The sequence below is a fragment of the Devosia sp. MDV22-iso42 genome, assembly GCF_058629155.1.
In genome coordinates this window covers 211,035-231,281 of the sequence record NZ_JBZVWR010000011.1, presented here as the reverse complement: position 1 = coordinate 231,281, position 20,247 = coordinate 211,035, and the positions used below count along the sequence as shown (strand labels likewise).

General features: G+C 63.4%; 19 protein-coding genes. 11 read left to right on the top strand and 8 right to left on the bottom strand.

Annotated features, from left to right (window positions below):
• Positions 1-85 precede the first annotated feature (85 nt).
• The 4 genes from AC4NN3_RS14545 to AC4NN3_RS14530 are packed head-to-tail and all read left to right on the top strand — an operon-like array spanning position 86 to position 4,280.
• A complete protein-coding gene (locus tag AC4NN3_RS14545) occupies positions 86-1,387 on the top strand; it encodes an ABC transporter substrate-binding protein (protein ID WP_491927798.1) in 1,302 nt (433 codons plus the stop codon).
• Between the two features lie 33 nt (positions 1,388-1,420).
• Positions 1,421-2,356, top strand: a complete 936-nt coding sequence (locus AC4NN3_RS14540; RefSeq protein WP_491927797.1) for a carbohydrate ABC transporter permease — start codon at positions 1,421-1,423, stop codon at positions 2,354-2,356.
• Complete coding sequence (locus AC4NN3_RS14535; RefSeq protein WP_491927796.1) at positions 2,353-3,177, top strand: carbohydrate ABC transporter permease; 825 nt, start codon at positions 2,353-2,355, stop codon at positions 3,175-3,177. The genes AC4NN3_RS14540 and AC4NN3_RS14535 overlap by 4 nt, the downstream gene beginning before the upstream one ends.
• A 14-nt stretch (positions 3,178-3,191) precedes the next feature.
• Positions 3,192-4,280, top strand: a complete 1,089-nt coding sequence (locus AC4NN3_RS14530) for an ABC transporter ATP-binding protein (protein WP_491927795.1) — start codon at positions 3,192-3,194, stop codon at positions 4,278-4,280.
• 34 nt (positions 4,281-4,314) lie between these two features.
• Here AC4NN3_RS14530 and AC4NN3_RS14525 read toward each other — a convergent pair whose 3' ends face one another.
• From AC4NN3_RS14525 to AC4NN3_RS14515, 3 genes are all read right to left on the bottom strand, one after another.
• Positions 4,315-5,088, bottom strand: a complete 774-nt coding sequence (locus AC4NN3_RS14525) for an ATP-binding cassette domain-containing protein (RefSeq protein WP_491927794.1) — start codon at positions 5,086-5,088, stop codon at positions 4,315-4,317.
• Complete coding sequence (locus AC4NN3_RS14520) at positions 5,088-6,143, bottom strand: ABC transporter permease (RefSeq protein WP_491927793.1); 1,056 nt, start codon at positions 6,141-6,143, stop codon at positions 5,088-5,090. Before AC4NN3_RS14520 ends, AC4NN3_RS14525 begins: the two co-directional genes overlap by 1 nt.
• Before the next feature lie 74 nt (positions 6,144-6,217).
• Positions 6,218-7,234 (bottom strand): sugar ABC transporter substrate-binding protein, encoded by a 1,017-nt coding sequence (locus tag AC4NN3_RS14515; protein ID WP_491927792.1) that lies wholly within the window; start codon positions 7,232-7,234, stop codon positions 6,218-6,220.
• Positions 7,235-7,408: 174 nt separating this feature from the next.
• Here AC4NN3_RS14515 and AC4NN3_RS14510 point away from each other — a divergent pair, with 174 nt between their 5' ends.
• Complete coding sequence (locus AC4NN3_RS14510; RefSeq protein WP_491927791.1) at positions 7,409-8,605, top strand: ROK family transcriptional regulator; 1,197 nt, start codon at positions 7,409-7,411, stop codon at positions 8,603-8,605.
• Between the two features lie 54 nt (positions 8,606-8,659).
• Here AC4NN3_RS14510 and AC4NN3_RS14505 read toward each other — a convergent pair whose 3' ends face one another.
• Genes AC4NN3_RS14505 through AC4NN3_RS14485 form a run of 5 tightly spaced genes read right to left on the bottom strand, consistent with a single transcriptional unit; the run spans position 8,660 to position 13,577 of the window.
• Positions 8,660-9,862, bottom strand: a complete 1,203-nt coding sequence (locus AC4NN3_RS14505; protein WP_491927790.1) for a mandelate racemase/muconate lactonizing enzyme family protein — start codon at positions 9,860-9,862, stop codon at positions 8,660-8,662.
• 10 nt (positions 9,863-9,872) lie between these two features.
• Complete coding sequence (locus tag AC4NN3_RS14500; protein WP_491927789.1) at positions 9,873-10,199, bottom strand: NIPSNAP family protein; 327 nt, start codon at positions 10,197-10,199, stop codon at positions 9,873-9,875.
• Positions 10,200-10,244: 45 nt separating this feature from the next.
• Positions 10,245-11,606: a mandelate racemase/muconate lactonizing enzyme family protein gene (locus tag AC4NN3_RS14495; RefSeq protein WP_491927788.1), complete on the bottom strand. Its 1,362-nt coding sequence runs from the start codon at positions 11,604-11,606 to the stop codon at positions 10,245-10,247.
• A gap of 31 nt (positions 11,607-11,637) precedes the next feature.
• Positions 11,638-12,807, bottom strand: coding sequence for a mandelate racemase/muconate lactonizing enzyme family protein (locus AC4NN3_RS14490; RefSeq protein ID WP_491927787.1), 1,170 nt, complete (start codon positions 12,805-12,807; stop codon positions 11,638-11,640).
• A 56-nt stretch (positions 12,808-12,863) separates the two neighbouring features.
• On the bottom strand, positions 12,864-13,577 hold the full coding sequence (locus AC4NN3_RS14485; protein ID WP_491927786.1) for a GntR family transcriptional regulator: 714 nt from the start codon (positions 13,575-13,577) through the stop codon (positions 12,864-12,866).
• Positions 13,578-13,782: 205 nt separating this feature from the next.
• On the opposite strand from AC4NN3_RS14485, the gene AC4NN3_RS14480 reads away from it, so the two are divergent.
• The 6 genes from AC4NN3_RS14480 (at position 13,783) to AC4NN3_RS14455 (ending at position 20,247) form a co-directional block, all read left to right on the top strand.
• On the top strand, positions 13,783-15,264 hold the full coding sequence (locus AC4NN3_RS14480) for an ABC transporter substrate-binding protein (protein WP_491927785.1): 1,482 nt from the start codon (positions 13,783-13,785) through the stop codon (positions 15,262-15,264).
• 84 nt (positions 15,265-15,348) lie between these two features.
• On the top strand, positions 15,349-16,305 hold the full coding sequence (locus AC4NN3_RS14475) for a carbohydrate ABC transporter permease (protein ID WP_491927784.1): 957 nt from the start codon (positions 15,349-15,351) through the stop codon (positions 16,303-16,305).
• An 83-nt stretch (positions 16,306-16,388) separates the two neighbouring features.
• Positions 16,389-17,183, top strand: coding sequence for a carbohydrate ABC transporter permease (locus AC4NN3_RS14470; protein ID WP_491927879.1), 795 nt, complete (start codon positions 16,389-16,391; stop codon positions 17,181-17,183).
• 12 nt (positions 17,184-17,195) lie between these two features.
• Positions 17,196-18,293 carry an ABC transporter ATP-binding protein gene (locus AC4NN3_RS14465; protein ID WP_491927783.1) on the top strand — a complete coding sequence of 366 codons (1,098 nt, stop codon included), beginning with the start codon at positions 17,196-17,198 and terminating at the stop codon, positions 18,291-18,293.
• Positions 18,294-18,314: 21 nt separating this feature from the next.
• On the top strand, positions 18,315-19,475 hold the full coding sequence (locus AC4NN3_RS14460) for a mandelate racemase/muconate lactonizing enzyme family protein (RefSeq protein ID WP_491927782.1): 1,161 nt from the start codon (positions 18,315-18,317) through the stop codon (positions 19,473-19,475).
• 25 nt (positions 19,476-19,500) lie between these two features.
• Positions 19,501-20,247 (top strand): ribonuclease activity regulator RraA, encoded by a 747-nt coding sequence (locus AC4NN3_RS14455; RefSeq protein WP_491927781.1) that lies wholly within the window; start codon positions 19,501-19,503, stop codon positions 20,245-20,247.

The following is a 20,247-nucleotide window of genomic DNA, read 5'->3' as shown; positions in this document are numbered from 1 at the left end:
TATTGACAGCCACCAGCGTCCATGTGCTAAATCCATTTAGCAGACGGAAAGATCCACTGCACACCCCGCCCCGGAGGAGGTAATCTTGAAATCCCATTCGCGCCACGCGCTTCGCATCGCCCTGACCCTGTCGGTTGCCGCCACGGCCGGTGCCGCCATCGCCGCCCCCAGTTGCGGCACCGATCCGGTTGTTCTCAATGCCTATTTTGAAACCGGCTTCCCGCTGCCCACCGAGCTGTCGGCAGAGTTCACCCGGCAGTTTCCCAATGTCACGTTTGATATCCGGGAAGACCAGTTCGCCAACATGATGGAAAACTCGCCGCGTATCCTGTCCGAGGACAATGCGCCCGACCTGCTGCGGCTGCCGTCGCTGACCGATCTGGTGGCCAACGACCTGCTGCTCAATCTTGATACGTACTATGCCGACCTGGGCTGGGATCAGTTCCCCGCCGGCCAGCTGGTGCAGCTGCGCGTCGAGCCAGGCGGGCGCCCGCGCGGCACCGGCTCGCTCTATGCCATGGGCCTGAACTATTCCATGACCGGCGTCTTCTACAACAAGGCCCTGGCCGAACAGATCGGCATGACCGAAGCGCCCAAGACCGTCGCCGAACTCGATGCGCTGCTGGCCAAGGCAAAGGAAGCCGGCATCCTGCCCATCATGCAGTGGAACAAGGGCACCGGCGGCTTTGCCTTCCCGCTGCAGAACCTGATGGGCGCCTATGGCGCGCCCGAACCGATCAATGACTGGATCTTCCAGAAGGACGGCGCCAGCATCAATACGCCGGAAAACCTCGAGGCTGCCCAGCACCTCGAAGGCTGGATCAAGGAAGGCTACTTCCCCACCGACGCCAATGCCATCGAGTACTTCCAGATGATGAGCCGCTTCATCGGCGGCGAAGGCCTGTTCATGTTCAACGGCGACTGGGAATCGGGCAATCTCGACAAGAATGCTGCCGGCCAGTTCGGCTTCTTCATCATGCCGACGGAGGAGGCCGGTGGCCGCCACGCCACCATGTCCTCGCCGCTGACCTTCGGCATCAGTGCCAAGGCGGCCAATGCCGACTGCGCCGCCTTCTTCCTCGATTGGGTCGCCCGCAACGAGGAAGCCCGCAAGATCAACGTCGCCGTGGGTGGCTCCAATCCCGGCGGTCCGACCGATCTGGCCATTCCCGCCGTCGAGCCCGGCTCGGTGACCGAGTCTTCGCTGGCCGCTGGCAATATGCTGGCCCAGGACAATGGCGCCATGGATTTCATCGCCAACGCCACCGGCGCCATCTTCTCTGCCGGCTGGACGCCGGAACTGCAGAAGATGGTGGGTGGTCAGCAGACCCCCGAAGGCTTGCTCGAAGCCGTACAGCAGGAATACGAAAGCCAGCTGTCGCGCTAAGCCGAGACCACTGCGCTCCGACCGGAATGAACCATGACCGAACCCCAGACTACCGTTCCGGCCGCAACGCGGCACATTCAGCGGCTTCCCCGTAACCGGGGGAGCCGCAATGGCAAACTGACCGCCTGGCTGTTCATCGCGCCCGCCTTCATTGCCTATGCCACCTTCGTGCTGGTGCCGCTGGGCATGAGCTTTTACTATTCCTTCCTGCGCTGGGACGGCATCGGCAAGGCCACGTTCCACGGCCTGACCAACTACATCACCGTGCTGACCGATGCCGACCTGCTGCAGATCATCGGCAATGCCTTCCAGCTGGTGGCCTATTTCACCCTGATCCCGGTGGGGCTGGGCCTGGCCATTGCCTCGGCCATTCGCGGCCAGATGGCCGGCACCTTCGGCACCGTTACCCGCACCATTTTCTTCCTGCCCCAGGTCATTCCGCTGGTCGCGGCCGGCATCGCCTGGAGCTGGATGTTTGCCTCCACCGGCGTCGTCAACCAGGGGCTCAAGGCCATTGGCCTGTCGAGCTGGACGCGCGGCTGGCTCGGCGATTTCGTCTGGGCCCTGCCGGCGGTGGGCGTCATCGGCGCCTGGGTGCTGCTGGGTCTCTGCATCATGCTGCTGGTGACCGGCATCGCCAAGATCGACCCCAGCCTTTACGAGGCGGCCCGCCTTGACGGCGCTCGTCCCTGGCACGAATTCCGCCATGTCACCCTGCCGGGCCTGCGCCAGGAAATCGGCGTCTGCGTCACCCTGACCATCATTGCGGCGCTGGCCAGTTTCGACATCGTCTATATCGCCACCCAGGGCGGGCCGGGCATTACCACCACGGTGCCGGGGCTGGAAATCTATCGCCTGGCCTTTGCCCACCGCGAGGTTGGGCTGGCCTCCGCGCTGGCCATTGTCCTGATGGTGCTGGTCCTGGTGTCGATCGCCCCTGTGCAGTGGCTTACGCGAGACAAGAAATGAAGATGCTCTCGTCCAAGACGCTCCTGGCGCGCTTGCTGATCGTCGTCCTGATGCTGCTCACCGTGCTGCCGTTTCTGAGCATGCTCTCAGCAGCGCTGGCGCCGTCGGGCACCTATCCCAACGGCCTGCAATGGCCGGTCGATCCGCAATGGGGCAATTTCGTCAAGGCCTTCGAAGTGGCCCGGATGGATCAGCTGCTGCTCTCAAGTTCGCTGATCGTGCTCGGCGTGGTGCCGCTCTCGGTGCTGATCGCCACCATGGCCGGCTATGGCCTGGCCAAGCTGACCACCGATCGCTACAAATGGCTCTATCTGGTCTTTGTCTTCGGCCTGACACTGCCCTTTGAGGCCGTGATCACCCCGCTCTATTACGAAGTGCGGGCCATGGGCCTGCTCAACACGCGATTTGCCATCATTCTCCCGCTGATCGGCCTCTACATGCCCTTTGGCGTCTACTGGATGCGCGCGCATTTCCTCAACGTGCCCAATGATCTGAGCGAGGCCGCCCAGCTCGATGGCGCCACGCGCTGGAAGGAATTCCTGCTGGTGCAGGTGCCGCTGGCCCGCCCGGCGATCATGTCGCTGGCCATCCTGCTGTTCCTATGGACCTGGAACCAGTTCCTGCTGCCCGTCGTGCTGGTGCAGGATCCCATGCAGCGCACCATGGCCGGCGCGCTGGGCGCATTCCAGGGCCAGTGGGGCACCGATATCCCGCTGCTCTGCGCCGGCTCACTGCTCATTCTGACACCCACCGTGGTGATCTTCCTGCTGTTCCAGCGCCAATTCGTCGCCGCCCTGATGCAGGGCGCGGTGAAGGGCTAATCCGGAGACATTTCATGTCACAACTCACCCTGCGCGCGGTTCACAAGCACTATGGCGAAGTCGAGGTCATCAAGGGCATCGACCTCGACATCGCCCACGGCGAATTTGTCGTCTTTGTCGGCCCCTCCGGCTGCGGCAAATCCACCCTGCTGCGCATGATTGCCGGCCTCGAGGACATTTCGAGCGGCGAGGTCACCATTGGCGATCGCGTCGTCAATGACGTCGAGCCGCGCGATCGCGGCGTCGCCATGGTGTTTCAGAGCTACGCCCTCTACCCGCATATGAGCGTCTACGACAATGTCGGTTTTGGCCTCAAGCTGGCCGGCACCCCCAAGGACGTGCGCGACCGCAAGATCCGCGACGTGGCCAAGGTGCTGCAGATGGAGCATCTGCTCGATCGCAAGCCGGCCCAGCTCTCGGGCGGCCAGCGCCAGCGCGTCGCCATCGGCCGGGCCATCGTGCGCGAGCCCGACGTGTTCCTGTTCGACGAGCCGCTGAGCAACCTCGATGCGGCGCTGCGCGTCGACATGCGCATGGAGCTGGCCCGCCTGCATCACGAGCTGGGCGCGACGATGATCTATGTGACGCATGATCAGGTAGAGGCGATGACCCTGGCCGACAAGATCGTGGTGCTCAATGGCGGCATCTTGCAGCAGGTCGGCTCCCCGCTCGATCTCTACAACAACCCCGCCAATCTCTTCGTCGCCGGCTTCATCGGCTCGCCCAAGATGAACTTCATCACCGGGACCGTGCAGGCGATCACTGCCGATACGGCCCAGGTGACGACCCGGGATGCCAGCATGGTCCTGAGCGTCCCCGCGACCGGGCTGTCGGTCGGGCAGGCCATCACCATCGGCCTCCGGCCCCACGGCCTGCTGGCCGATCCGCAAGGCCCGCTGCGCGGCATGGTCCAACTCGTTGAGTCACTGGGCAATGAAACCGTCGTTCGCGTTGCGCTGACCGACGGCACCGAGGTCACCGCCGCACTGCCCGGCCAGAGCCATCTCGTTAAGGGGTCGCCGATCCAGCTCGGCTTCGCCCCCGAGGCCTGTCACGTCTTTGACGAGCAGGGCCATCGGCCGGCTCCTGCAGCCGGCAGCTAGCGCCGGGGCGATCGGCCCGCGACCGCCCCCCACGTCAGGCCGCCGTCAGAACTGGTGCCTCCTTGGCGCCGGTCATGAAGGCGACGGCATCCGACATGGTATAGTCCTTGGGGTCGATCACGCAGAGCCGCCGCCCGAGCCGGTGAACATGCACGCGATCGGCCACTTCAAAGACATGCGGCATATTGTGGCTGATCAGGACGATGGAGATGCCTCTGGCGCGCACGTCCTGGATCAGGTCCAGCACGCGCCGCGATTCCTTGACGCCCAACGCCGCTGTCGGCTCATCAAGGATGATCACCTTGCTGCCAAAGGCGGCAGCCCGCGCCACGGCCACGCCCTGGCGCTGCCCGCCGGACAGTGTTTCCACCGTCTGGTTGATGTTCTGGATCGTGCTCAGGCCCAGGTCGCTGAGTTTCTCCCGCGCAATGCGCTCCATTCTGGGCCGGTCGAGCTGGCGGAACAGGCTCCCCGCAATGCCCGGCTTGCGCAGTTCGCGCCCCATGAACATGTTGTCGGCGATCGACAGGGCCGGTGACATGGCCAGGGTCTGATAGACCGTTTCCACTCCCGCATGCCGCGCGGCAATGGGCGAGCCGAAATTCACCAGCTGGCCATCGAGGAAGATCTCGCCGCTATCGGGCGCTATGGCGCCCGACATGGCCTTGATCAGCGAGGACTTGCCCGCGCCATTGTCGCCGATGACCGCGAGGATTTCCCCCTTCATCAGGTCGAAGTCGCAATTGTCGAGCGCGGTGACGCGGCCATAGCGCTTGGACAGGTTGCGCGCCTTGAGAATGGGTTCCATCAGACTGATACCTTCCTGATCCACTGGTCTACGGCCACGGCGGCGATGATGAGCGCGCCGATCAGCAGATAGGTCCATTGCGCATCTGCGCCGAGCAGGCGCAGGCCAAGCGAGAAGACGCCCACGATCAGCGCGCCGAACAGCATGCCCAGGATCGAGCCGCGGCCGCCGAACAGCGAGATGCCCCCGATCACCACGGCCGTGATGCTTTCGATATTGGCCGACTGGCCCGAGGTCGGCGACACCGACCCGATGCGCCCGATCAGGGCCCAGCCGGCAAAGGCGCAGATCAGCCCCGACAGCATATAGACCGAGATCAGGATGCGCTTGGTATTGACGCCCGACAGCTCCGCCGCGTCCGGATCGTCGCCCACGGCATAGACATGGCGGCCCCAGGCGGTATGGCGCAGCACATAGGCCAGCAGCAGCACCAGCAGCACGAAGAAGATCACGCCATAGGTAAAGACCGCGCCGCCGATATTGATCGACTGGCCGAAGAACTGCAGCAGCGGCGCCTGGGTTTCGATTTCCTGGGCGCGGATGGTCTCGTTGCCCGAATAGAGGAAGTTGGAGGCCAGCGCGATCTGCCACACGCCCAGCGTCACGATGAAGGGCGGCAGCTTGATGCGCGCGATCAGCCAGCCATTGATGAAGCCGACAAAGGTACCCACCATCAGCCCGATGCTGATGGCGACAGCCGGCGGCAGGCCATAGCGGAAGGTGAACTGGCCCATGATCACCGAGCTCAGCACCATGATGGCGCCCACCGACAGGTCGATGCCCGCCGTCAGGATCACCAGCGACTGCGCCGCTCCGACAATGCCGACAATGGCCACCTGCTGCAGGATCAGCGTCAGCGCGAAGGACGAGAAGAACTTCGACCCCAGCAGGGTGCCGAAGACGGCGATCGACAGCACCAGCACGATCAGCGGCACCAAGGCGGGCGTGCTGTGCAGCACATGCTGCACCCGGGATAGCAATCCGCGCGGTTGATGGTCGAATACGGCGACAGCATCGCGCGCGACAATGGTCGCGTCCACTTCAGGCTCGCTCATGGGTTCTCCTCCCCAGATTGATTGGATGAGGGGCGAACCGGTGGCCCGCCCCTCGTCGTGTCAGTCAGGCCGGTTCAGCCCCAGCAGAGCTCGGCGCCCTTGGTGCTGTCAATGGACTCGACGCCATCCACGGCTGTGTCGGTCACCAGCGCCACGCCGGTGTCGAAGAAGGCCTTGCCTTCGGTCGGGGCCGGCTTAGCGCCGGTGTCGGCCCAGGCCTTGATGGCCTCGACACCCAGGGCCGCCATCTGCAGCGGATACTGCTGCGAGGTCGCGCCGATGACGCCGTCCTTGACATTGGCGACGCCGGGGCAGCCGCCATCGACCGAGACGATCAGCACGTCGCCTTCGCGACCGATCGACTTGAGCGCTTCATAGGCGCCGGCAGCGGCCGGCTCGTTGATGGTGTAGACGACGTTGATCGATGGATCCTTGGCGAGGAGGTTTTCCATGGCCTTGCGGCCGCCTTCCTCATTGCCGGCGGTCACGTCATGGCCGACGATGCGCGGATCGGTTTCGTCGCCCCACTTGTCCGGGTCGCCCAGCTCGATGCCGAAGCCCTGCAGGAAACCCTGGTCGCGCAACACGTCGACGGTGGGCTGGCTGATGGCCAGGTCGAGCATGGCGATCTTGGCATTGGCGGCTTCCGCGCCAAGCTTGCCGGCGGCCCACTTGCCGATCAGTTCACCGGCGAGGAAATTGTCGGTGGCAAAGGTGGCGTCGGCGGCATCGGCCGGGGTGAGCGGGGTATCAAGGGCAATAACCAGCAGGCCCGCATCGCGCGCCTGCTTCACCGATTGGGCAATGGCCGAGGTGTCCGAGGCGGTGATCAGAATGCCCTTGGCGCCGTCGGCAATGCAGGTCTCGATGGCCGCGACCTGGGTTTCGTGATCGCCGTCAATCTTGCCGGCATAGGACTTGAGCGTGATGCCCAGTTCCGCGGCCTTGGCCTCGGCGCCTTCACGCATTTTCACGAAAAATGGATTGGTGTCGGTCTTGGTGATCAGGCAGGCCGAAACCGCGTCCTGCGCGATGGTCGGTGCCGACATGACAGCAAGGCACAGTGCTGTGCTCAAAAGCAGCTTGTTCAAGATTCTCTCCCTTGTCCGCAGCGGATCGGGCTCCTCCCAAGTCCGTCTGTCGTTCGATGACGCGCTTATGGTGGCCAGTTCCAGCTGCTCCGTCAATATATAAATCTACTTTATTTATTTATTCGCGGCCTGGCATCTTTCCGCCTACACCGGCAGTCTCTAAGGTGCGGCGCCATGAGACCTGCAATCATTAGAACCCTCAGCAACGGCGTCAACCAAAGTGGCGTGCGCGACTACAACGAGCGCCTGCTGCTGACCCTGTTGCAACGCAACGGCCCGACGGCCGGCAGCGATCTCGCGCGCATGGCCAACCTGTCGCCGCAGACCGTTTCCATCATTCTGCGCGAGATGGAGGCGGAGGGACTGCTCAGCCGCGGCACGCCGGTAAAGGGCAAGGTCGGCAAGCCGTCCGTGCCAATGGGCCTGGCCGAAGGCGGTGTGCTGTCCTTTGGCTGCAAGGTCGGTAGGCGTAGCGCCGTGCTGTTGCTGGCCGATTTCCGCGGCACCGTCCGCCATGAAATGCAGCTCACCTACAAATACCCCATGCCCGAGGCCATCCTTGACTTTCTCCGGGCCGGCATCACCGACATCCTTTCTCGCTGCACGCCGGCCGAACAGTCCCGCATCTGCGGCATCGGCATCGGCCTGCCGTTCGAACTTTGGAAGTGGAATGCGCTGGTCGGCGCTCCGGCCGCGGAGTTCTCTTCCTGGCAGGATGTCGATTTCGTTGGCGCGCTGGCCGATTTCACCGACCTGCCGGTGAGCATCGTCAACGACGCCACCGCCGGTTGCCAGGCCGAGCATATCTATGGTCGCGGCAAGGAATTCCGCGACTATGCCTATTTCTTCGTCGGCGCCTTTATCGGCGGCGGCGTGGTGCTCAATCACTCGGTCTATCAGGGCCACCAGGGCAATGCCGGGGCGCTCGGCTCGCTGCGCAGCGTCGGACCGCATGGCGAAAGCCAGCAGTTGATCGACACCGCATCCATCCACCTGCTCGAAGCGCGCCTGGTCGAGTTCGGCCTTGATCCGCAGGCGCTCTGGGATCAGCCGCAAGACTGGAGCACAATGGCCCGGTTCGTCGATCCCTGGATCGGCCAGACTGCCCAGGAGCTGGCCAAGGCCAGTCTCTCCGCCTGCGCCGTCATCGATTTCGAGGCCATCATCATCGATGGCGCCTTTCCCAATCCGGTCAAGCACGCTTTGGTCGAGCGCACGCGGCGCTATCTCAGCCACCAGGACATGCGCGGCCTGATCGCGCCGCAGGTCGAGGCCGGCATGGTCGGGGGCAATGCCCGCGCCATCGGCGCCGCGACCAGCCCGCTGTTCGAGCGCTATTTCATGAACGGCAGCATGCGGCTGCAGGCCTAGGGTTCGGGGGGCGCGACACCGCGCGCCGCTGCGCGACGGTGCCGTGCCGTCACCCTAGGCGTCGAAAAAGCCCGCATCCTCTTCCCGCAGATACTTTCTGGCGCCCTCCGGATTGATGTCGAGTCCCAAGCCGGGGCCGGGCAGCAGGTCGATCATCGAATTGGTGACGATGGTCTCGGGCAGGCCGGTGACGATATCGTGCCACCACGGATCGGAGGCGCTGGGATATTCGAAGGCGATGAAGTTGGCCGGCAGGGTGGCGCAGACATTGATCAGCGCGCCCAGGCCGAGCAGGCCATTGGCCGTGCCATGCGGGGCCATCATGATCGAATGCATATAGGCGTGCTCGGTGATCCATTTCAGCTCGGCAATGCCGCCGACATCGGCCGGGTCGGGACCGATGACGCGCACGGCCTGGGTTTCGATCAGTTCCTTGAAATTGTGCCGCAGATAGATCTGCTCACCGGTATGGATCGGCGTGGAGGTCGATGTGGTCAGCTCGCGATAGGCCTGCGGATTGACCCAGGGCACATAGTCGCCGGTCAGCATGTCCTCGAGCCACATCAGGTCATATTTCTCGACGGCGCGGGCAAAGCGGATAGCGTCGTTGAGGAACCAGCCGGGGCCGCAATCGAGCGCCAGGGAAACCTTGTCGCCCAGCACTTCCTTCATCGCCGCCACGCAATCGAGCATGTGGTTGAAGCCGCGTTCGGAGATCTGCCCCTGGTCCATGGCGCCATGATAGCCGGCATTGTCCTGCCGCAGGCCATAGTGGAAGTCGGGGATGGTGTCCTTCATGTTGGAGTGAAAGCTGATGCCCTGCTTGACCATGAAGAAGTTCTGGGGCTGCTCCATCATCCATTTGACGTCGGCGGCATAGTCCTCCGGCCGGTCGCCGCTGCGTTTCTGGCGGATGGAGCCATTATAGACGCGCACCTGGTCGCGCACCTTGCCGCCCAGCAGCTTGTAGGCGGGCACATTGGCCGCCTTGCCGGCAATGTCCCACAGCGCGTGCTCGATGGCCGAGACCGCGGCGCCATAGGGCTTGAACGATCCGCGCTGGCGGATCTTGAGCATGCAGCGCTCGACATCGGTGGGGTCCTGGCCGATCAGTGCCTCGCGAAAATGCAGCACGAAGGGTTTGAGATAACTCTTGGTGAACTCCACCTCGCCCAGCCCGTAGAGCCCCTCATCGGTGACGATGCGCACGATGGGATGGCGGCCAATGACGGCGCAGCGCAGGTCGGTGATCTTCATGATGCCCCTCCTATTGCACGGACGAGAAGGTGGTCGGCGCCAGGATCTGGCTGCTGACATTGGCGAGGATCTGACCGTCGGCTTCGGACTCGTCGCGGGCCTTGAGCCAGTCGGGATCCTTGATGAACGCGGCCCATTTGCTCTCGCGCTCGGCCAGCGATTGCCAGGCCAGGAAATAGGTCAGCCGGTTGTTGTTCTCGCCAATGACGGTGGTGAAGAACCCCGCCTGCCTGATGCCGTGCCTGTCCCACAGCGCCAGGGTGTGGTCGTTGAAGCGTGCCAGCAGCGCCGGCAGGCGGCCGGGCAGGCAGTCATAGACGCGCATTTCGTAGATCATCGCTCTTCCCTGAAGTCGGTTGATTGTCATTCGGTCCCGCGCCGGTCAGCTCCAGGTGCGGTCCCAGGAATAGTCGTCGTCCCAGCTTTCGGTCGGCTGCCAGATGCCGGTGACGCCAGGCTGTAGGTGCTGGCGGATGACGTCGTCGACGATGTCGTCGATGCCCAGGCCCGGCTTGTCGGGCACGGTGATGAAGCCGTCCTGCACCAGCGGCCTGGGCAGGCCGGTGACGATGTCGTCCCACCAGTCCACGTCGGCGCTATGATATTCGAGCGCCATGAAATTCTCCGTGGCCACCGCCACATGCGCGGCCGCCATCGCCGCGATCGGGCTTTCGGCCATGTGGATGGCCATGGCCACGCCATGGTCCTGCGCCATGTCGCCGATCTTCTTGGTTTCGAGGATCCCGCCCGAGGTCAGCAGGTCCGGATGGATGACCGAGACGCCGCCGCTTCTGAGCAGCGGCTCGAAGGCCTCCTTGAGATAGATATCCTCGCCCGTGCAGATCGGCACCGTGGTGGCGTCCTGCAGCTGGCGGTACTGCTCGGTATATTGCCAGGGGATGACGTCCTCGAGCCAGGCCGGCACGTATTTCTCGATGCGCCGGGCCAGGCGTATGCCGTTCTGCAGCGAGATATGGCCGACATGGTCGATGGCCAGGGGGATTTCGTAGCCGATGACGTCGCGCACCTCGGCGATATACTGCTCGAGCAGGTCGAGACCCTTGTCGCTGAAATGCAGGCCCGTAAACGGGTGCCGCACATTATGCGTGTCATAGACGGCATTGCGGGCGCGGCGGTCTTCCATGGATTTGACCGAGCCGCGGCCAGGATGCACGCGATAACCTTCGAGCGAACCGGCCGGGGCGACCACGGCGCCGGGAATGTCGGCGATCTGCATCAGGCCGAGATCCATCTTGAGAAAGGTGAAACCCATATCCATGCGCGCCTTGAGGCGCTTGCCGGTTTCGGTGCCGCTCGGCTTTTCCGCATCGGTATCGCAATAGATGCGCACCTTGTCGCGGAACTTGCCGCCCAGCATCTGGTAGATGGGCACGCCATAGGCCTTGCCGGCCAGGTCCCAGAGCGCGATTTCGAGGCCCGATACGCCGCCGCCCTGCCTGCCATGGCCGCCGAACTGCTTGATGCGGCGGAACAGGCGGTCGATGTCGCAGGGATTTTCGCCTAGCAGCCGGCTCTTGAGCATCAGCGCATAGCTGGCGCTGGCGCCGTCGCGCACCTCGCCCAGGCCGACCAGGCCCTGATTGGTATAAACCTTGATCAGTGCCGAGGTGAACGGCGCCCCGACGATCTCGGCGACGCGGATATCGGTAATACGCAAATCGCTCGGCCGCGACGCCGTGCGGACATTGCTCTCGATCGTTTCGGCAGCTCCATTGGCATCCATGCGGTCCCCCCGGCTTTGGCTTGCTGTCGCCTCAGTCAATCTCGATCAGGTTGTCGGTCAGATAATCCCGGTTCATCTCAATGCCCAGGCCCGGCGCCTTGTTGAGCTTGAGACTGCCATGGGAATTGTCGAGCGGCTTGTCGATCAGGTGGTCGTATTTGCTCAGGTTCCATTCCGAGGTTTCCAGCCGGTAGAAATTGGGCACCGTCATCATCACCTGCGCGCCGGCCACCACATTGATCGGCCCGGCCGCGTCATGCGGCGAGACCGGGATGTAATAGGCCTCGCACAAGGCCGAAATCTTCTTCAGCTCGGTAATGCCGCCGGTCCAGGTGACGTCGGGCATGATGAAATCGGCCAGCTGGCCTTCCAGCACCGGCACGAAATCCCATTTGGTATGGCCGCGCTCGCCCCAGGAAATCGCCGCGCTGACCTTGTCGCGCACCTGCTTGAGCGCATTCAGACTTTCGGGCGGCACCGGCTCCTCGAACCAGTCGATGTCGCCGGCCTCCTCGAGCGTGCGGCACAGCCTTATGGCCGTGGGGACGTCGAACCGGCCATGCGCATCGATCAGAATGTCGATGTCGGGCCCCGCTGTCTGGCGGATCAGGGCGGTCAGCTCGGCCGCCGCACGCTCGTCCTTGCGGTTCATCGAACCGTCCAGATACCCCTCGGACTGTTCGCGGGCGATGCCGTCCCGCCCCTTGGGGCCCTGCTGCGGGAAGGGGTCGAACTTGAGCGCCGTATGGCCCGAGGCGATGATGTCCTCGATCTCCTGCACCACGGCGGCGTCGCTGGTGAACTTGCGCTGGTCGGGATGGGTGTAGAGCAGGATGTCGTCGCGCACCGGCCCGCCGAGCAGTTCATAGATCGGCTGGCCCAGCACCTTGCCGCGAATGTCCCACAGCGCGATGTCGATGGCGCTGACGCATTCCACCGCGGCGCCGCGGCTGCCCATATAGGTAAAGTTGCGGAAGATCTTGTGCCAGATCCGCTCGATATGGGCCGGATCATCGCCTTCGATGATGGTGCTGATCTGGCGGAGCATGACGCAGAGGGCCCGGTTAGCCACATAGGTCGTGCTGGTGATTTCCCCCCAGCCGGTGACGCCCGCATCCGTGGTCACCTCCACGAAAAGGAACTCGCCCCAATAGGAGGCGCTGGACTTGATCAGCCATGGCTTGACGCCGGTAATTCTCATTTCTGCTGCCTTTCAGTGAGCTCCGCTAGCGGCACAGTCGTATCGGGGGCGGCGGCCTATCCTGCCTGTGCCGCATGGTGGGCGCGCATCTGCTCGAGGATATGCCGGCCCGAGCTTTCAACATGGCGGGCCACGCAGGCGGCGGCCTTGTCGGCCTCGCCTGCCTTGACCAGTTCGATGAGTTCGCGATGCTCGCGGATGACCTGGCTGCGCCGGGCCAGGGTATAGGCGAAGCGCTGCGTCACCGCCCGCAGCACCTGGCGGTGTTTCCACCAGATCTCGGCGGCGTGACGGTTGTAGTGGCGCTGGTAGACCACGGTGTGAAACTGCACGTCTAGACCGCTGTGCAGCACGGCATCGACGAAATTGTTCTCTTCGATGAGCCGCTGGATGCGCTCGAGCTCGGCAATGTCGACATCGGTCGCCATGCCGACAAACCAGTGCGTCAGGGCCGGCTCGATCAGCGTGCTGATCTCGTAGATATTGCGCACGAAGTCGTGGTCGATCGGCCGCACACGGGCGCCGCGATTAGGCGAGAACATCACATAGCCCTCGCCGCGCAGCATCTGCAGCGCCTCGCGCACCGGATTGGTCGAGGTGCCCAGTCGTTCAGCCAGATCAGCAACCACCAGGCGCTCATTGGGCTGCAGCCGCCCGGACAGAATGTCCTCGCGAATGGCCTCATAGAGCGAGACCGCGCGCTGGCTGGAGACGTCGATTTCTTCCAGCCCAACTGGCGGAGAAATCTTGAATTCACTGGTGCTCGCCAAATCATGCCCCCGAAACGACAACTTGCCTTCTTGATATCATACATAGTCGGTATCAAACAATGTACGATCCAATTCAGTTGACACGCAATATGGCTTCTGCATACCTAGTGCCATGGCGAGATGTGCATAAGAGGCAAAGCCCGATGCACGGCGCCGCAAAGGGACCTGCGGCGGAGGGATGCTGGCAGGGCGACAGGAGGATTTTATGAGCAACTACCGATTGGGCCGTGCGCTTGCGCATGGCGCAGTAGTGTCTGCGCTTGCCGTGTCGATGCTGAGCACCTCTGTGCTCGGTCAAAGCGTCGATATCAGCCAGTGGTCGCCGGAATATGTGCGCTCGATTGCCGGCACCGAGGAATTCGATACCGCCGAGGCCTGCGGCGCAGTCACGCCGCTCGACTACCAGGGCAAGCTGACGTTCTGGTACCAGGGCGTGTTCGAGGGCGATCCCGATCTGCTGCGCCAGTACTACAGGGATTTTTTCGAGGCTTTCCGCACCACCTATCCCAATATCGAGCTTGAGGAGCAGGCGCTTACCTATAACGACCTGCTCGACAAGTTCCGCACGGCCCTGCTGGGCAATGCCGGGCCGATGGTGGTGCGCCTGCAGATCCTGGGTGGCGTCGAATTCGCCTCCAAGGGCTATCTGCAGGAATTGAGCCCCGAAGATGTCGGCTGGAAAAGCGAGGATTTCTGGCCGGGCGCGATGAAGTCGGTGATGTGGGAGGGCAAGGCCTACGGCATCCCGACCAATAACGAGACCATGGCGCTGATCTGGAACGCCGACATCTTCAAGCAGGCCGGGCTGGATCCCGAGGCGCCACCCGCCACCTGGGATGACGTGGTGGCCTATTCCAAGCAAATCCACGACAAGCTCGGCATTGCCGGTTATGGCCTGGTAGCCCGCAAGAATGCCGGCAACACGCCCTATCGCTTCATGCCCCAGCTCTGGGGCTATGGTGGCGGCGTGTTCGACGAGGCCGATCCCAATCCGAACTATGGCGAGATTCGCCTCGACAGCGATGCCAGCAAGCAGGCCCTGCAGGCCTCCTATGACATGTATGTCCGCGACCAGTCGGTCCCGGTCTCGGCCCTGACCAACCAGCAGGCGGATAATCAGCCGCTCTTCCTGGCCGGGCAACTGGCCATGATGATCTCCCATCCGTCCGACTACAACGTGATGCTCGATCTGCAGGCCAAGGCCACCGGTACCGACAAGGAAAAGGCCCAGACCGTCATCGACAATATGCGCTACGGCTTGATCCCGACCGGTCCGGACGGCAAGCGGGCCGTGGTGTTCGGTGGCTCCAACATCCACATACTCAACCCTGAATATGTCGAGGGTGGCGTGGTGGACGAGGCGGCGGCCAAGGCGATCATCTGCTTCTGGACCAGTCCGGAATGGTCGCTGAAAATGGCCTATGCCGGCTCCAACCCCGGCAATCTCAACGGCTTCAAGACCAAGTGGATGAAGGAGCGTCTCGACTCCATCAAGTTCCTCGATGTCACGACCTCGATGCTGCCCTATGGCGTGCCGTTCCCGACCCTGCCGGAAACGCCCGAGATCATGAACATCATCATCCCCGACATGCTGCAGAACGCCCTGACCGGCGCCATGACGGTGGATGAGGCGGCCGAGGATGCCGCACAGAAGGTCCGGGAGGTTACCGAGGGCGGCGGCCTCTAGGCGCCCTCCCTGCGACCACGACCGGCGGCCCCAAGTGCTGCCGGTCGGCTTTCTCGCCCGCGTTCAGTCCCCAGGAGCAGCACTATGACCATACCTGCCGGCCATGTCGCTCCCCAGCGGGCCCTGCCGACCCGGCCCAGTCTGCGCCAGCAGATGTGGAACAGCCGCGCCGACTATCTTTACGTGATGCCCGCCATCGTGGTGATGCTCATCGTCATCGCCTATCCCATCTATTACACCTTCGACCTGTCCTTTTTCCGCACCCCGCCGGGGCTGCAGCTGCGCGACAAGATCTTCGTCGGTGCCGACAACTACGCCGCCATTCTCTCCAGCGACGTGTTCTGGCGCGTCACCCTCAACACCGTCATCTGGACCCTGGCCTCGACGCTCATTGCCTTCGTCCTGGGCTTCGGCGCCGCGCTGGCTTTGCATCGCGATTTTGCCGGCCGCGCCGTGCTGCGCGCCATCCTGATCATCCCCTGGGTGATCAGCGCGGTGGCTGCGTCCTATATCTGGAAATGGATGTACCATTCCGATTTCGGCATTATCGGCGCGGTGATGGTGCAGTTCGGCCTCGTCGACCGCCAGCCCAATTTCATCGACAATGTCCACACCGTGCTGCCCTCGCTGATCGTGGTCAATATCTGGCGCGAATTTCCCTTCGCCATGATCATGATCATGGCCGGGCTGCAGACAGTACCTGAACAGCTGCTGCGCGCCGCCAAGGTGGATGGCGCCTCTGCCTGGCAGCGCTTCTGGCACGTGACCTTCCCGCATCTGGCCAGCGTTTCGACGGTGACCATCCTGTTGCTGGCGGTGGCCAACTTCAATTCCTTCATCATCCCCTGGATCATGACCGGCGGCGGCCCGTCCAACGCCTCCCATATCTGGATCACCCATATCTATGAGCTGGCCTTCGGGCGGCAGCGCTGGGGTGTGGCGGCGGCCTATTCGGTGCTGCTGTTCCTCATCCTGATGGCGCTGGGCTACTTCTATGTCCGGGCCCTGAGCGGCAATGAGAAGAGGGAGCAGGGCGCGTGACCACCCCAGCCACCATCACGACGCCACGCAGCCGCAAGGGGATCGACGGCTGGCGCTGGACCGGCCGCGTCTTCCTCGCGCTCATGCTGCTCTACACTGCCATTCCCATGGTGTGGATGCTGCTGACCTCAATCAAGTCAGGCTTTGCCGCCATGCAGTTTCCGCCGCAGTGGTGGCCGTCCGAGCCGACGCTGGCGAGTTATCACAAGCTGCTCGATCCGCAGAACAGCGTCGGGCAGGACTTCCTGCGGTTCTTCTGGAACAGCCTCTTCGTCTCGACGGTCACGACAATTCTGGCCGTGCTCGTCGCCGTGCCGGCCGCCTATGCCTTTTCCCGCTTCCACTTCCCCGGCCGCCGCTTCCTGTTCTTCGCGGTGCTGCTGCGCAACATGTTCCCGGCGGTGATCTTCCTCGTGCCGCTGTTCATCCTGATGCGCTGGCTGGGCCTGGTGAACACGCATGGCTCGCTGATCCTGACCTATCTCACCTTCGGCCTGCCGCTGGCCATCTGGCTGCTCAAGGGTTTCTACGACAATATCCCGATCCAGCTCGAACAGGCCGCCCGGATCGATGGTGCCACCCGCTTCCAGGCCTTCCTGCTCATCGTCACCCCGCTCTCGGTGCCCGGCATCATCGCCACGGCGATCTACTCCTTCATCGGCGCCTGGAACGAATACATCTATGCCGCCACCTTCCTCACCAAGAACGAGCAGCTGACGCTGCCCGTGGGCATCCAGCGCTTCTTTTCCGAGAACACCACGGATTTCCCCGGCCTGATGGCGGCCAGCTTCATGATGAGCGTGCCGGTCGTCGTGCTGTTTCTCGTGCTGCAGAAATATTTCGTGCGTGCGCTCACCGAAGGCGCCGTCAAACACTAGAAGGTTGCATTCATGGCCCAGGTGGTTCTCAGGGATCTCGTCAAGACCTACGGCTCGATCTTTGCCGCAAAGGACGTCTCGCTGACCGTCAACGATGGCGAGTTTGTCGCGCTCGTCGGCCCGTCCGGCTGCGGCAAGACCACCACGCTCAACCTGGTTGCCGGGCTGATCCCGATCACCTCGGGCGACATCATCATCGGCGACCGCGTGGTCAACGATCTCGATCCCAAGGATCGCGACATCGCCATGGTGTTCCAGAACTACGCGCTCTACCCCAACAAGACCGTCTACAAAAACCTGGCCTTTCCGCTGCAGATGCGCCGGCTGCCCAAAGAGGAGATCGACCGCAAGGTCAGGGAAGCCGCCAAGGTGCTCGACATCACCCATCTGCTCGAGCGCAAGCCGCGCGAACTGTCCGGCGGCCAGCAGCAGCGTGTGGCGCTCGGCCGGGCTCTGGTGCGCGATCCGGCGGTCTTCCTGATGGACGAGCCGCTCTCCAATCTCGACGCCAAGCTGCGCGTGCAGATGCGCAGCGAGCTCAAGCGCTTCCACCAGGATCTGCATGCCACCATTATCTATGTGACGCATGACCAGCTCGAGGCCGTCACCATGGCCGACAAGATGGCGGTGATGAATGCCGGTCTGCTGCAGCAATATGATACGCCGGCCCAGGTCTTTGCCAATCCGGTCAACATGTTCGTGGCCAGCTTCATCGGCAGCCCGGCCATGAGCCTGGTGCCGCTCGAGGCCACCACGAGCGAGGGGCGCACGGCGCTCAGCAGCGCCGAGGGCTGGCTGCTGCCGCTGTCGGACGCCAATGCCCGCAAGGTTGCCGCCGCCAGCTCATCCAAGGTGGTGCTGGGGGCGCGTCACTCCACCATCAAGCTGCACAAGTCAGCCGTGGCGGGCGCCGTACCGGCCCGCGTCTATACCGTCGAGCCGACCGGGGACATCACCTTCGTCCAGGCCTTCCTGTCTGGCGCCGTGGTCAATATAAGCCTGCCATCGACCGCCAGGGTCGAACCCGATGAAATGGTCTGGCTCGAATTCGACCAGGATCGCATTCATCTGTTCGACGGCCAGACCGAAATGGCCCTGCACGCCGGTTAACCCGCTTTTCCGAGACTATCCATGCCCCTCAAGCTCAAGATCACCGCCATCAAGCCCTATCCGGTCCGGGTGGGTATCCGGAACCAGTTCCTGGTCAAGATCGAGACCGATCAGGGCATTTTCGGCTGGGGCGAAAGCGGGCTGACGGGGCGCGAAAAGGCGGTGGCCGGCGCGATCGAGCACTACCGCGAATTCCTCATCGGTCGGGACGCCATGCAGATCGGCCGCATCTGGCAGGAACTCTATCGCAGCCAGTATTTCGAGGGCGGCCGCGTGCTGCAGGCGGCGATTTCGGCCATCGATATTGCGCTGCACGACATCAAGGGCAAGGCGCTCGGCGTGCCGGTCTATGACCTGCTCGGGGGCAAGCAACGCCATGCAGTCCCCGCCTTTGCCTCGACTGGCGACAGCGCCGGCGAGGGCGCCATCGAACGGGCGCATGAACTCAGGGAAATGGGCTTTGACGCCATCCGCTTCTTCCCCATCGGCCAGGACAGCCCCGACATCTTCGAGCCGCGCCAGTCCATTGCCGCCACCGCGCGCATCCTCAACAAGGCGCGCGAGGAACTGGGCAGCGAAGTGGTGCTGGGCATCGACTATCATCACCGTCTCTCGGTCGCCGAGGCGGCCAGCTTCTGCAGCAAGCTCGACCGCGGTGTGCTCGATTTCCTCGAGGAGCCGATCCGCGACGAGACGCCGGAGGCCTATGAATCGCTGCGCACCATGACCGACATTCCCTTCGCCATCGGCGAGGAATTTTCCAGCAAGTGGCAGTTCCTGCCCTATATCGAGCGCGGCATTCACCAGTTCAATCGGCTGGACGTCTGCAATGTCGGTGGCCTGACCGAGGCGATGAAGGTCGCCGGCTGGAGCGAGGCGCATTATGTCGACCTGATGCCGCACAACCCGCTCGGTCCTGTCTGCACCGCTGCCACCATTCACTTTGCCGCCGCGGTACCCAACTTCGCCTGGCTCGAAACCCGGGCACCCGAGCGGGGCCTGGGCTTCGACAATGACGCGTTTTTCCCGGTACAGCCGAAGCTGCAGGGCGCTGTCTATCCGGTCAGCGACGCGCCGGGCCTGGGCGTGGAGGTCAATGAAGAACTTTTGGCCAAGCAGAGCTTTGCCTTCTGGGAAGCGCCGCATCTGCGGCGGCGCGATGGCTCGGTGACCAATTGGTAGCGTCAGCACTGCAGGGAGAAGAAGCATGACCACGTCCGCCGATATCACGCGGCCGCCCAGGCACCTGATCGAGGGGCTCAGAGGTCTGGGCGCCGCCACCATTGCCGGCACGCTCGGCCATATGGGCTTCAAGAACCCGCACATGACCGGCATCCTGCCCCAGACAAAGGGCAAGGTGATCTGCGGACCCGCTCTGACGCTGCAATGCCTGCCGCAACGGCCGGACCTGTTCAGCGAAGGCGAATATGCCGATCCCGAGACGCAACTGCACCGCCATGTGCTCTATCACGTGCAGGATGGCGACGTGGTGGTCGTGGATGCGCGCGGCGACATGCGCTCGGGCATTTTCGGCGACATGATGAGCACCTATTTCAAGGGCCGCGGCGGCGCCGGCATCATCATCGATGGCGTGATGCGCGATCGGCCCAATGTGGAAAAGCTAGACCTGGCCCTGTGGCTCAAGGGCTGGTCGCCCAACTACCACGTGCAGACCGACATCTATCCTTATGCGGTCAACGTGACCATCGCCTGTGGCGGCGTCACCGTGGTGCCCGGCGACATCATCGTGGCCGATGACGACGGCGCGGTCGTCGTGCCGGTATCGATGGCCGAGCAGGTGATCGCCGACGGTCAAAAGCATGCCGAGTGGGAAGAATTCTCCCGCATCAAGCTGATGGAGGGCGCGCCGCTGCAGCGCTATTACCCGCTCCATCCCGACGCCAATGACGAATACCAGGCCTGGCGCCGCCTCAACCCGGTCAAGCCGGGCTGA